Genomic DNA, 11908 nt, shown 5'->3' with positions numbered 1-11908 from the left:
CGGGGGCCACCCGACCCGCTAGACGGGCACGGTGACGATCCGCCGGTCGTCGAAGTCGCGGACCTCGACGGCCACCACGTCCCCCGGCGCGATCAGCGCGGAACCGTCGAGGTTCGTGCCGTCCTGCTCCCCCGCCGCGGAGACCAGCCAGCTGCCGGCCTCCTGCCTGCTGCCGTCCCTGGCGACCACGAAGAGCCTGCACCTCGCGTTGGCCGCGATGCCCGCCACCGAGGCGTTCACCCGCACCCACCCGGCGGCGGGCCTGACCTGCACCGTCATCCGCGCGCCGGTGTCCGGGTCGGTCGCCGTGCCCAGCCTGGTGCCCGCCGGCGGCGCGGGGGCCGTGGACGGGGTGGGCAGCACGAGCTCGTCCGGCGCGGTCCCTCGGCCGACGGCGAACCCGCCGCCCAGCACGACCGCGGCCACCGCCGCCGCGACCAGGCCGAGGCCCACCCGGCGGCGGCGCAGCCGACCGCCGCGCTCCGACCGCACCTGGCGCAGCGTGCGCTGGAGCAGCAGGTCGCCGCCGTCCGGCGGGCCGTCGAGCAGCGCCTCGGGCGGCACCTCGCCCATGGCCTCCTCCACCGCCCTCAGCCCGGCCAGCTCGGCGCGGCACGACGGGCAGGCCGCCAAGTGGTCCTCCACCGCACGCGCCTCCTGCTCGTCCAGCGCACCCAGCACGTAGGCGCCGAGCAGCTGTGGATCGTGGTTCGCGGTCATCCGGCCACCCCCTTCAGCGCGACCTGTTGTCCGGCGAACGTCTCTCTCAGGGCACGTAAGGCGTAGTGCGACCTCGACTTCACCGTGCCGGGCGGCACCCCCAGCGCCTCCGCCGCCTCGGTCACGCTCCGGCCGCGGAAGTAGATCTCCAGCAGCACGTCCCGGTGGTCGGGCGACAACCGGTCCAGCGCCTCCAGCACCACCACCGAGTCCACCACGGCGTCGGCGTGGTCGCGCGCCACCGGCGGGGTCGCCGGCGTCTCGGCCACCTCCTGGGGCCGGGCCGCCCTCGCCCTGACCCGGTCGGTGACGAGGTTGCGCGCCACCGTGAGCAGCCAGCCGCGGACCGAGCCCTTGCCGTTGACCAGGGCGTCCGGGTGCCGCCAGGCGCGCACGAGGGTCTCCTGGACCACGTCCTCGGCCGCCGCCCGATCGCCGGTCAGCCGCGTCGCGTAGGCGAGCAGCGCCCGGCCGTGCTCCTCGTAGAGGGAGCGGATCAGCGCCTCGTCGGCCGCGGCCTCCCGTTTCCGGGACCACAAAGCCGCCATCCACCCGCTCCTCTCGTCGACCCGCCCCCACCCGTCGCCACGGACACGGCTCCCGGGCGGGTTCGGTTCAGCGCGGCGGGGAAAAAAGTTCGCCGGGCCGGGTCACGAACAGGCGCGGCCGGTGTTCAGGCAGGTCACGACCTCGGCCATCAGGGCGTCGGGCATGACGTTGATGAACATGGCGTGGTCGGTGCGCGGGTCCCGGTGCTGCTCGGGGAAGCTGTCGACGGCGAACGGCCGGCCCGGCGGCACGTCCTGGGCCACGACCAGGCGCAGCCTCGGCACCGGGAAGGTGCCCTGCCGGCACACCCCGTTCGGGGCCGGGAACTCCAGGTGCGCGCGGTGGCCGGGGCTGTCGGTGTTGCGGCCGTCCCAGCAGCTGGGGAACTCGAAGGCGCGCAGCACCCGGCTTCCCGGGGCGCACCCGGGGTAGCGGTCGGTCCACCGGTCCTCGAACCCGGTGCAGCTCCACCGCGCCCGGCCGCGACCGGTGGTGGCCGCGGCGGGGTCGCCGGTGATGGCGCGCAGGAACCGGGGCATCGCGACGACCTCGCTGACCGGGCTGCCGGTGAAGGTGACGGAGACGCGGTCCGGGGGCAGCACCTCACCGGTGTTGCCGTGCGCTCCCCCGCCCTGCGCGTGCTCGTCGTGGCCCGTGCGGTCGGTCAGGCGCAGGACGGGCCAGTAGTAGGTGGACAGGTCGCCCGCGGAGCAGGTGGTGCCCGCGGCGGCGAGGGACTCGTCGGTGGAGTGGGCGTCGGTGCCGGTGTTGCCGACGTACTCGTGGGTGTGGTGGGCGCCGAAGGGGCGGCCCGGGGTGATCACCACGTTGTCGGCGTTGAGGTGGCGCCGCTCGTTGCGGCCGCAGTCGAGGGTGAAGGAGCCGGTGGAGGCGTCCCCGGTGGTGGTGACCTCGTCCACCGCGACGGGCACCTCGTCTATCTCCACCGTCCGGCTCTCCGAGCAGCCTGCCGCCAGCGAGAGGACCAGGAGCGCGGATAACCACCTCACGCCGTCCAGCTTATTCGGCCGGGGCCCGGGGTGGCGGCCTCGTCACCGGCTGAGACGCGGCGGTCCTGGGGTCCTGAACGTTGAACTCGGGGGTCCTGAACGTACGACACGGTGGGTCTGAAGGTACGACTCGCGCGGTCTGGACGTACGACTCGCGCTGGATCAGGGGGTGGGGGCGGTGATCAGGGTTTGGTTGTCGGTGGTGACGACGCTGATGGTGGCCAGGTCGGGGAGGGGGACCACGACGGCGCCGGTGAGGGTGGTGCGGGTGGCGGACGGCGCCACCCAGCCGCCCGCCACGTAGTGGTTGCCGGCGGTGTCGGTGACCACCAGGCGGCAGCGGGAGCCGGAGGGGATGCCGTCGACCTCCGCGCGCAGGCGGACCCAGCCCCCGGCCGCGGTGACCTCGGTGGTCAGGTGGACCCCGTCCGGTGAGGAGGCGGTCAGGAGCCGCGTCCCGGGCGCGTGCTGCCGGCCCAGGTGGACGCCGCCGGCCAGCACCGCGGCGGCCAGGGTCGTGCCCAACGCCGCGACGATGCCGCCGCGGCGTCGGCGGTTCCGGGTCCGCTCGGATCGGACCAGGCCCAGGGTGCGGTCGAGGATCGGATCGCGCATCTCGTCTCGTTCGGCCGGGGCCCGGGGCCTGTGCTCCGAGCGGGGGACACCGGCTACACGGGTTTGGCGGGTGGGTGGTTCAACGGAAGGCGGAGGGCGGAGGGTGGAGGGCGGGAAAGGACGCGGGGCCGCGCCGTGGTGGCGTGGCCCCGCATCGGGAGGGTGGGGAGGGGTTAGTTGAGCTGGACGCGCAGGATTCGGCTGTCGGAGTTGTTGGGGACGCTGTCGCGGTCGCCGGTGCTGGTGGTCAGCCACAGGTTGCCGTCCGGGGCCCGTTCCACGGTGCGCAGGCGGCCGTAGGTGCCCTGGAAGTGGGTGGTCTCGCCGCCGACCGAGGTGCCGTTGAGCTGGAGGCGGTAGAGGCGGGCGCCGCGCAGCGAGGCCATGTAGAGCGAGTTGTTGACGATCGCGATGCCGCTGGGCGACGCGTTGGCCGTGCTCCAGGTGCGCTTCGGGGCGACGTAGCCCGAGCAGCTGCCCGAGGTGCCCTCGCACGACGGCCAGCCGAAGTTGCCGCCCCGCTCGACCAGGTTCAGCTCGTCCATGATCGTGTTGCCCAGCTCGGCCTGCCACAGCCTGCCCTGGCCGTCGAACGCCAGGCCCTGCACGTTGCGGTGGCCGTAGGACCACACGTAGCGGGCGTTGCCGCCGCTGCCGTAGAAGGGGTTGTCGGTCGGCGCGCTGCCGTCGGGGTTGAGCCGCAGCACCTTGCCGCCCAGGAAGTTCCGGTCCTGCGCGCCCTGGGCGTTCTGGCCGTCGCCGGTGCCGACGTAGAGCTTGCCGTCCGGGCCGAAGCGCAGCCGGCCGCCGTTGTGGTAGCGGTTGCGCGGGATGCCGGTGAGCAGGACCTGCACCGAGCCGGCCACGATCGCGTTGTTCTGCACCTTCAGCCGCACGACCCGGTTGTCGCCGGTGCTGGTGTGGTAGGCGTAGAGGTAGTTGTCGGTGGCGAAGGTCGGTGAGACCTCGATGCCGAGCAGGCCGCCCTCGGCGTCCGTGCCGACCACGTTGGGCACCACGCCCAGGGTCGTCCGCGCCCCGGACGGCGACAGCTTCACCAGGTCGAACGCGTCGCGCCGGCTGTAGACACCGGAGCCGTCGGGCAGGAAGGCCAGGCCCCACGGCACGTCGGTGTCGGCCGCCAGCTGGGTGACCGCGCCGACCTGGTCGCCGCCGCCGGACGTGGTCGCGGTGACCGGCGCGCTCGGGTCGGAGGCGTTGCCCACCGCGTCGAACGCCCGCACCGTGAACGTGTAGGCGGTGTTCGGCGCGCGACCGCTGATGGTGGCCGAGGTGCCGGTGGCGTCGCCCACCTTCGCCCCGGCCGCGTGGACCTCGTAGCGGGTCACGCCGATGTTGTCGGTGGCCGCGCCCCAGGTCAGCGAGACCGAGTTGGCCGTGACGCCCGTGGCGCGCAGGCCGGTGGGGGCGGTCGGCTTCTCGTTGTCGGCCTGGGCGGGCGGGGTGCGCACCTCGACGTTGTTGCTCGCCTGCGAGACGTTGCCGGCGGCGTCCTTGGCGTTGACGTAGAACTGGTGGGTGCCGTTGGGGTTCAGGCCGGTGACCCGGGTGGAGGTGCCGGCGACGGCCTTGACGAACTGGCCCGACTGGTACACCTCGTAGGAGGTGACGCCGACGTCGTCGGTCGCCGGGTCCCAGGAGAGGTCGACCGAGGTGGCCGTGGTGTTGGCGGCCCGCAGGTTCGCGGGCGGCGACGGCGGGGCGGTGTCGCCGGAGGTCTCGCCGTAGACCTGGAACTCCACCACCGTGTAGCCGCCCGACTGGTTGCAGCGCTGGGTGGCGTACAGCCGCACGTACCGGCCGGCGCCGCCGACCGCGAGGTCCTCGACCCCGCCGGGACCGTTCGCGGTGCTGTGGGCGGTGGTCCAGGCGGCGGCGTCGGGCGAGGTCTCGACGCGGTAGGCGCGGGCGCACGAGTTGCCCCACTGCAACCGGACCCGGCTGAGGCGCGCGGTCACGCCCAGGTCGACCTGGAGCCAGGCCGGGTCGACGCCGGACCGGCTGCTCCAGCGGGTGCCGAAGTCGCCGTCCACGGCGAGCCGCGCCTCCAGGCCCGGTCCGCTCGTGGTCGAGGCGGTGACCGGTTTGCCCTGGGACAGCAGCACGGGGGCCGCGCTCGCGGGCGCGGCGGACACCAGCGCGGTCGCCACCACCGCCAGTGCGGTGCTCAGGGCGGACAGCCGCCGCCGGGTAGGGGGTGCCACAGGTGCCTCCCGCGGTCGTTGGGGAAAGGCGGCGGCGGAGGACTGGTGGCGGCGGCCAGTCGCGGGCGGGGCGTCGGTGGTCCCGATCGGGGAGTTGCGCAACTCCCCGCCCTCGACCACCCGGTCCCCCGCTCGCACCCCGAACGTAAGCGCTGCCGCCGGATCGGTCCAGTCCCGCCTCAATTGGCGCGATCGGGCGAACCGGGCGGCGGCCTGCTGTCTACTGTGGACTGTCCGAGCGGGTGGAGCCGTACACCGACCGCAGCCACACGCAGGTCAGCGTGTCCACCAGCTCGCGGTCGCGGACGGTGGAGCGGCGGGAGCGCGAGCGGCTCAGGAAGCCCTGCTCGTTCATCGACATCAGGACCGCGGCCAACGAGCGGGCGTCCGGACCCGCCGGCGCCGTGCCCGCGGCGCGCTCCAGCTCGATCTGGGACGCCGTCGCCTCGACGAAGCGGCGTGCCACCCCCGACCAGAACTCGCGCATCATCGGGTCGGTGTCGCGGGCCCGGACGGCGGCGCGCAGGACCGCGCCGTGCTTGCGCCACAGCGCGAGGCCCGCGCCCAGGGCCCGGCGGATCGCCACCTCCGGCGGCTCGTCGCCCCGGCGCAGCCAGGTGGACGCCGACTCGTACAGGGCGTCCAGCACGGCTCCGGACAGGGCGTGGAGCACCGCCTCCCGGGACGCGAAGTGGAAGTAGAACGTCGACCGCGAGATGCCCGCGCCCGCGGCCAGCTCGTCGACCGAGATGTCGTCCAGGGAACGGGTCCGCAACAACCGCGCGGCGGTGTCCAGGATCGCCTGGGAGGTCAGGTCGCCCTTGCTGGGCCTGCGCCGTGACCCGACCGTGCCGGCACGTGGGGACATGGCGGACATCCTGGGTTCAGCGGACCGGCAGCCGCAAGCTTTTCGCGCACACCGCGATCGATTCGAGCAGATCGGGCAGGGGGAGGTGGAGGGCGGCAGAGGGCGACGGGCGGCGGGTGTCACCGAGAGCGGCAGGCGTCGGCGGGCGTGCGCCGCCCGGTCGCGGTACACAGGACCCGTGGACCCCCTCTGGGCATTGCGGCAGGTCGCGCTCCGGTTGGAGCGCGCGGGCGAGCCCGTGTACCGCGTGCGGGCGTTCCGGCGGGCCGCCGACGTGGTGGGGGCGCTCCCCCGGGACGAGCTGGAGCGCCGCGCCGAGGAGGGCACGCTGACCGACCTGCCCGGCATCGGCAGGTCCACCGCGGGTGTGGTCGCCGACGCGCTCGCCGGGCGGGAACCCGCCTACCTGAGCCGGTTCCGCGAGCCGCCCGCGGTCGGCGGGCAGGGCCTGCGCGCGGCGCTGAGGGGTGACTGCCACACGCATTCGGACTGGTCCGACGGCGGCAGCCCGATCCGCGAGATGGCCGAGGCCGCCCGGGACCTCGGCCACTCCTGGATGGCGCTGACCGACCACTCCCCCCGGTTGACCGTGGCCAACGGGCTGTCCGCCGACCGGCTGAGCCGGCAGCTGGAGGTGGTGGCGGAGCTGAACGCCGAGCTGGCGCCGTTCCTGGTGCTGACCGGGATCGAGGTGGACGTCCTCGCCGACGGGGCGCTCGACCAGCGGGAGGACCTGTTGGCGCGGCTGGACGTCGTGGTGGCGAGCGTGCACTCGAGGCTGCGGATGCCCGCGCCCGAGATGACCGCCCGCCTGGTCGCCGCGGTGTCCAACCCGCACGTGGACGTCCTGGGCCACTGCACCGGGCGGCTGGTCACCGGCAGGGGGCGGCCGGAGTCGGAGTTCGACGCGGTGGAGGTGTTCGCCGCGTGCGTCGAGCACGACACCGCGGTGGAGGTGAACTCGCGGCCGGAGCGCCGGGACCCGCCGGGGCGGCTGCTGCGGCTGGCCGTCGGCATGGGGTGCACCTTCGCCGTCGACAGCGACGCGCACGCGCCCGGCCAGCTGGACTGGATCTCCTATGGGTGCGAGCGGGCCGAGGACTGCGGGGTCACGCCGGACCGCGTGGTCAACGCCCTGGACGCGGCCGAGCTGCTGGCCCGCTGAGGCTGGGTCAGCGTGCCGGGGGGTGGCTCGCGGGGGTTGGCGGAGGGGTGGCGCGGGAGGTTGGCGCGCCGGGGGGTTGGCGCGAGGGGCGCACCCCGGCTTCAGCACACCCCGGCTTCAGCGGCCCGCGGTCGCCGGCCGCTGGATCCGCGAGGCGCGGACCAGGTGGCCGTACCAGGTGATCAGCGGCCCGGTCCGGCCGTCCAGCAGGCGCTGCCAGGTGGTCCGGCACAGCGCCAGGAACGGGGCCGGGTCCCAGGTCCGCGCCAGCTCGGCCAGCGGCCGGTCCTGGACGTTGCCCAGGCCGTAGCGGCGGTCGAACCCGTAGGAGACCGGGACGGCCGCGCCGTTCGCCTCGACGACCAGCGGGGTGAGCCAGTGGCCCAGCGGGCTGGTGTCCTCGATCGGCGCGGCCATGAACGCCCGCGGCCGGCGGGCCAGCACCGTCCTGGGCACCGCGTCCAGCTGCACTGCCAGGCCGTGCTCCTCCGCGATCCGGCCCAGCTCCACCGCGGCGTAGGCCAGCTCCACCGCGTCGGGCCGCTCGCCCGCCATGAGGCGGTTGGCCGCGCCCTCGGGTTCGAGCGGGTGGACCTGGAGCAGCAGGGCGCCGGACCGGGAGGCGGCCGCGGCGACCTCGCCGAGCTGGGTGGCGTTGCCCTGGGTGAGGGTGGTGACGACGCCGACCGGGATGCCCGCCTCGGTGAGCCGCCGGATGCCGGCCAGCGCCCGGTCGAAGCAGCCCTCCTGGTCCCGGATGCGGTCGTGGGTGGCCCGGTCGCCGTCCAGCGAGACGGCCACCAGGTCGACCAGGCCGCGCACGACGCCGATCCGGCGCTGGTTCAGCGCGACGCCGTTGGTGGTGACGGTCGTCCGCATCCCCGCGTCCCGCGCGGCCCGCAGCAGCGCGGCCAGCTCCGGGTAGAGGAAGGGCTCGCCGCCCGACACGTTGAGCACGTCGTAGCCGAGCGCGGCGGCGTCCCGCACCACCCCCGACAGCACCGGCATCGGCACCGACTCGGCCACGTCGGGCCCCGAGCTGGAGTAGCAGTGCCGGCAGCGCAGGTTGCACAGCCTGGTCGGGTGCACCTGGAGCACCGCCCGACCCCCCGTCCGCCCCATGCCACCCTCCCGAGCGCTCGCCTATCCATATGGAGCACGCGGGTTGGGCCGTGATACGTCGGTGAGTCACGACATTCGGAGCCGGTTCCCACGAACGTGGGAACCTCTGTCCTGGTTGAAACGGCCTATCTCACGGTGACGATTTCCTTGGCAGGCGGACCCGCCCGAGCGCACACCCAGTGGGGAGGGACCATGCGCCGCGAGTTGCCGGTTCCCACCGACGTGGCCGACGAGGTGCGGCGCAGGCTGTTGCGCGACCTGCACGACGGGTTGGGCCCCTCGCTGGCGGCCGTCGCGCTGGGGCTGCGAGCGGCCCGGCACCTGGCGCAGCGGGACCCGGCGTCCGCCGGGCGGCTGCTGGCCCGGCTGGAGGACGAGGTGCACGCCGCGGTGGGCGAGGTGCGGCGGCTGGCCGCGGGCGCGTACCCGGCGGTGCTGGCGCGGCTGGGACTGGTGGGCGCGGTGCGCGAGCACGTGGCCTCGCTGTCGGACCGGCACCCGGTGCGGGTGGACGTGGAGTGCGCCGGCCTGCCGGAGCTGCCGGTGGCGGTGCAGGTGGCGGCCTACCGGATCGTGTGCGAGGCGCTGACCAACGTGGTGCGGCACGCGGGCGCGCGGCACTGCGCGGTGCGGCTGGCGTTCGACGACCGGTTGCGGGTGGAGGTGGTGGACGACGGCGTCGCGCCGTGGCCCGCCGGGGTCGGTGGGGACTGCGGGAACGGGGACTGCGGGGTCGGCGGGGACGGGGTCGGGCTGCGCTCGATGCGCGAGCGGGCGCGTGAGGTGGGCGGCACGTGGCGGGTGGAGCGCGCCGCCGGCGGCACGCGGGTCGCCGCCGACCTGCCCCTGCCCGAAGGGGTGTGACGCGGTGCCTGCGCTGCGGGCCCTCGTGGTGGACGACCACCCGCTGTTCCGCTACGGGCTGTCCGCGGCGCTGGCCGACGCGCCCGGCCTGGAGGTGGTCGGCGAGGCGTGCGGCGGGGTGCCGGCGGTGGCGATGGCCGCCGCGCTGCGCCCGGACGTGGTGGTGATGGACCTGAACATGCCCGACCTGGGCGGGGTCGAGGCGACGCGGCGGATCGTGGCGCGCGACCCCGACGTGCGGGTGCTGGTGCTGACCATGTTCGACGACGACGGGTCGGTGTTCGCCGCGATGCGCGCGGGCGCGCTGGGCTACCTGCTCAAGGCCGCCCGGCCGCAGCAGATCGTGCGGGCGGTGCGGGCCGTCGGCGAGGGCGAGGCGATCTTCAGCCCGGCCGTCGCGGTGCGGCTGCTGGCCTACTTCGGCAGCGCGCCGCCCGACCCGCCGGCGGCGTTCCCGGAGCTGACCGCGCGGGAGCGGGAGGTGCTGCGGCTGATGGCCGGTGGCCGGGGCAACGCCACCATCGCCCGGCACCTGGTGCTCAGCCCCAAGACCGTGCGCAACCACGTCTCGCACATCCTGCGCAAGCTCCACGTGGCCGACCGCGCCCAGGCGGTGTCCCGGGCCAGGCGGGCCGGTCTGGGCGACGGACCGGGACACATCGGGACACCGGGTCCGTAGTGCCGGGGCGCGCCGGCCCGCGACGATGGCCGTGGGCAGTTCGGGCGGCGCCGAGGGGCGCGGGCGCGGCCCGTCGGGGCGGATGGCGGGAGCACGAGATGAACGGTGAGCAGATCGCGGTCGTCCTGCACGCGACGGACTCGATCACCAGGGCGGGGGTCACCGCGGCCCTGCGGTCGCGGCCGGAGGTCAGGCTGGTGGAGCCGCCGGAGCCGGCCCCGGTGGCGCTGGTGGTGCTGGAGCGGTGGGACGCCGAGGCGCGGCAGCTGCTGCGCCGGCTCCAGGTGCCGGGCGGCGCGGGCATCGTGCTGGTGGCGGGCGACATCGCGGACCCGGAGCTGCTCAACGCGGTCGGCGGCGGCGTGTCCGCGGTGGTCCGCCGGGCGGAGGCCACGCCGGACGCGCTGGTCCGGCTGGTGAAGGCCACCGCGGGCGGCCAGGGCGCGCTGCCGGCGGACCTGCTGGGCAGGCTGCTGGACCGGGTGTCGCGGTTGCAGCGCAACGTGCTGAACCCCAACGGGTGGACGATGGCGGGCATGTCCGACCGGGAGACCGAGGTGCTGAGGTTGATCGCGGACGGCTTCGAGACCCGCGAGATCGCCGAGAAGCTGTGCTACTCGCAGCGCACGGTCAAGAGCATCCTGCACGACATCACCAACCGCTTCCAACTGCGCAACCGGGCGCACGCGGTGGCGTTCGCGCTGCGCGAGGGCCTGATCTAACGCAGCGCGCGGACGGCAGCCGGGCAAGTTCTCGAAAAGACCCTCAGGGCACGTCCACCGCGCGGCCGGAGAACGACACCGACGGCGTGCAGTTGCCCTTCTCCGCCGGGTTCTGGCAGCTGACCTGGAGCACGACCTTCTCGCCCTTGCGGAACTGGAGCGGCTCCACGTAGTGCCGGTCGAGGTCGCGGAAGTTGGCCAGGCCCACCTCCAGCAGCACGCCGCGGGCGCCGTCGGCCGCCTCGCGCAGCACCCGGACGGTGCCGGTGTCGCCGCGGGGGTTCTGGAGCACGATGTCCGAGATCAGCAGCACCGCGTCCGCGGGCGGCGCGGAGGCGAAGTCGGAGAACTGCTCGGGATCGGCGGTGACGCGGGCGTCGGCGGCCACCCGGAAGTCGGTCGGCCGGCCCTCGGCGGCGGCGCCGGGCCGCGCGGTGGGCGGCGAGCCGGGCGGGGCGCTCGGGTCCAGGCCGACCTCGCGCATCGCGACCTCCGAGTTCACCTTGGCCCGCTCGGCCTCCCCCTGGGCCTGCCGGGCGCCTGCCTGCGCCTGCTCCGCGACGGCCCTGACCTCGTCGGCCTGCTCCACGGCGGCGTCGCGGGCCGCCGACTTCACGGCCGGCCGCAGCACGGTGAACCACAGCGCCACCAGCGCGATCGCCAGCGCCAGCAGCGCGGCCAGGGCGGGCAGCAGCCACCGGGGCAACAGCTGCCGCTGCACCAGGGTGCCCGCGGTGGTCAGCGAGGGCCCGGCACTGGGCACCACCTCCACCCGGAACGGCCGCGGCTGCGACGGCCCGCGCAGGAAGGTGTTGCGCGGCTTGGCGACCAGCCGCGCGAACGCCACCGTGCCGGGCGCGAGCACCAGGTCCGGGCGGTCGAGCCGGAACTCCAGCTCGCCGTCCGGGTCGGCCGGGTGCAGGCGCACCGCGACCGGCGAGTTGCCGAGGTTGTCGACCGCCACCTCGAAGCGGCCCCTGGCCCCCGCCTCGACCCTGGCGGGCACCAGCTCGGCGGACAGGTCGGTGAACTCCCCGACCTCGATCGAGCCCTCCTCGACCACCGAGCCGTGCGGGTCCTCGCGCGAGGTGACGCGGACGCCGAAGGCCACCGCGCCCGCCGTCACCCCGGGCGCGCGGGGCGGCGCGAACCGCACCGCCACCGAGGCGTCCGCCCCGGGCACCAGGTTCACCGACGCGGGTTCGGCGGTGGCCCAGTCGGCGGCGTCGCCGACGACGTCCACGGCGAAGGCGTCGACCAGGTCGCCGGTGTTGCGCACGACGACCGTGCACGTGACCTCGTCGCCCGGCGCCACGGCCAGGCCGGTTGCGGACAGCGTCGCGGTTGCACCCATGGTGGCGATCCTCCG

General features: G+C 75.2%; 12 protein-coding genes. 4 read left to right on the top strand and 8 right to left on the bottom strand.

The window, feature by feature from the left end; all coding sequences use genetic code 11:
- Positions 1-18 precede the first annotated feature (18 nt).
- The 6 genes from Q5530_RS22030 to Q5530_RS22005 all read right to left on the bottom strand — a co-directional run bounded on the left by Q5530_RS22030 (position 19) and on the right by Q5530_RS22005 (position 5987).
- Entirely contained in the window at positions 19-720 is a 702-nt protein-coding gene (locus Q5530_RS22030; RefSeq protein ID WP_415364681.1) for an anti-sigma factor family protein, read from the bottom strand.
- Positions 717-1268 carry a sigma-70 family RNA polymerase sigma factor gene (locus Q5530_RS22025; RefSeq protein WP_415364680.1) on the bottom strand — a complete coding sequence of 184 codons (552 nt, stop codon included), beginning with the start codon at positions 1266-1268 and terminating at the stop codon, positions 717-719. The genes Q5530_RS22030 and Q5530_RS22025 overlap by 4 nt, the downstream gene beginning before the upstream one ends.
- A 102-nt stretch (positions 1269-1370) precedes the next feature.
- Positions 1371-2279, bottom strand: coding sequence for a DUF1996 domain-containing protein (locus tag Q5530_RS22020; RefSeq protein ID WP_415364678.1), 909 nt, complete (start codon positions 2277-2279; stop codon positions 1371-1373).
- A 162-nt stretch (positions 2280-2441) separates the two neighbouring features.
- A complete protein-coding gene (locus Q5530_RS22015) occupies positions 2442-2894 on the bottom strand; it encodes a hypothetical protein (RefSeq protein ID WP_415364676.1) in 453 nt (150 codons plus the stop codon).
- A gap of 173 nt (positions 2895-3067) precedes the next feature.
- The gene (locus Q5530_RS22010) at positions 3068-5119 is read right to left on the bottom strand and encodes a PQQ-dependent sugar dehydrogenase (RefSeq protein ID WP_415364675.1); all 2052 of its coding nucleotides are present in this window, start codon (positions 5117-5119) and stop codon (positions 3068-3070) included.
- Between the two features lie 220 nt (positions 5120-5339).
- Entirely contained in the window at positions 5340-5987 is a 648-nt protein-coding gene (locus tag Q5530_RS22005; protein WP_415364673.1) for a TetR/AcrR family transcriptional regulator, read from the bottom strand.
- 178 nt (positions 5988-6165) lie between these two features.
- On the opposite strand from Q5530_RS22005, the gene Q5530_RS22000 reads away from it, so the two are divergent.
- Complete coding sequence (locus Q5530_RS22000; protein ID WP_415364672.1) at positions 6166-7152, top strand: PHP domain-containing protein; 987 nt, start codon at positions 6166-6168, stop codon at positions 7150-7152.
- A gap of 117 nt (positions 7153-7269) precedes the next feature.
- Here the strand turns inward: Q5530_RS22000 and Q5530_RS21995 are convergent, their stop codons facing one another.
- Positions 7270-8274 (bottom strand): radical SAM protein, encoded by a 1005-nt coding sequence (locus Q5530_RS21995; protein WP_415364670.1) that lies wholly within the window; start codon positions 8272-8274, stop codon positions 7270-7272.
- Between the two features lie 192 nt (positions 8275-8466).
- Between Q5530_RS21995 and Q5530_RS21990 the strand changes: the two genes are divergently transcribed.
- The 3 genes from Q5530_RS21990 (at position 8467) to Q5530_RS21980 (ending at position 10539) form a co-directional block, all read left to right on the top strand.
- Positions 8467-9138, top strand: a complete 672-nt coding sequence (locus Q5530_RS21990; protein ID WP_415364669.1) for a sensor histidine kinase — start codon at positions 8467-8469, stop codon at positions 9136-9138.
- 4 nt (positions 9139-9142) lie between these two features.
- Positions 9143-9817, top strand: coding sequence for a response regulator (locus Q5530_RS21985; RefSeq protein WP_415364667.1), 675 nt, complete (start codon positions 9143-9145; stop codon positions 9815-9817).
- A gap of 98 nt (positions 9818-9915) precedes the next feature.
- Complete coding sequence (locus Q5530_RS21980; RefSeq protein WP_415364666.1) at positions 9916-10539, top strand: response regulator transcription factor; 624 nt, start codon at positions 9916-9918, stop codon at positions 10537-10539.
- Positions 10540-10582: 43 nt separating this feature from the next.
- Here Q5530_RS21980 and Q5530_RS21975 read toward each other — a convergent pair whose 3' ends face one another.
- Entirely contained in the window at positions 10583-11893 is a 1311-nt protein-coding gene (locus tag Q5530_RS21975) for a hypothetical protein (RefSeq protein ID WP_415364664.1), read from the bottom strand.
- Positions 11894-11908 lie beyond the last annotated feature (15 nt).

It is taken from the genome of Saccharothrix sp. BKS2 (genome assembly GCF_047689505.1).
GTDB classification, from domain to species: Bacteria; Actinomycetota; Actinomycetes; order Mycobacteriales; family Pseudonocardiaceae; genus Actinosynnema; species Actinosynnema lopnurensis.
This window is presented reverse-complemented; position numbering and strand designations above follow the sequence as displayed.

What these genes read in the sequence shown, in the direction of transcription:
- Q5530_RS22030 (WP_415364681.1), bottom strand. Translation starts at nt 720, where the DNA reads ATGACCGCGAACCACGATCCACAGCTGCTCGGCGCCTACGTGCTGGGT.
- Q5530_RS22025 (WP_415364680.1), bottom strand. Translation starts at nt 1,268, where the DNA reads ATGGCGGCTTTGTGGTCCCGGAAACGGGAGGCCGCGGCCGACGAGGCG.
- Q5530_RS22015 (WP_415364676.1), bottom strand. Translation starts at nt 2,894, where the DNA reads ATGCGCGATCCGATCCTCGACCGCACCCTGGGCCTGGTCCGATCCGAG.
- Q5530_RS22005 (WP_415364673.1), bottom strand. Translation starts at nt 5,987, where the DNA reads ATGTCCCCACGTGCCGGCACGGTCGGGTCACGGCGCAGGCCCAGCAAG.
- Q5530_RS21995 (WP_415364670.1), bottom strand. Translation starts at nt 8,274, where the DNA reads ATGGGGCGGACGGGGGGTCGGGCGGTGCTCCAGGTGCACCCGACCAGG.
- Q5530_RS21990 (WP_415364669.1), top strand. Translation starts at nt 8,467, where the DNA reads ATGCGCCGCGAGTTGCCGGTTCCCACCGACGTGGCCGACGAGGTGCGG.
- Q5530_RS21980 (WP_415364666.1), top strand. Translation starts at nt 9,916, where the DNA reads ATGAACGGTGAGCAGATCGCGGTCGTCCTGCACGCGACGGACTCGATC.
- Q5530_RS21975 (WP_415364664.1), bottom strand. Translation starts at nt 11,893, where the DNA reads ATGGGTGCAACCGCGACGCTGTCCGCAACCGGCCTGGCCGTGGCGCCG.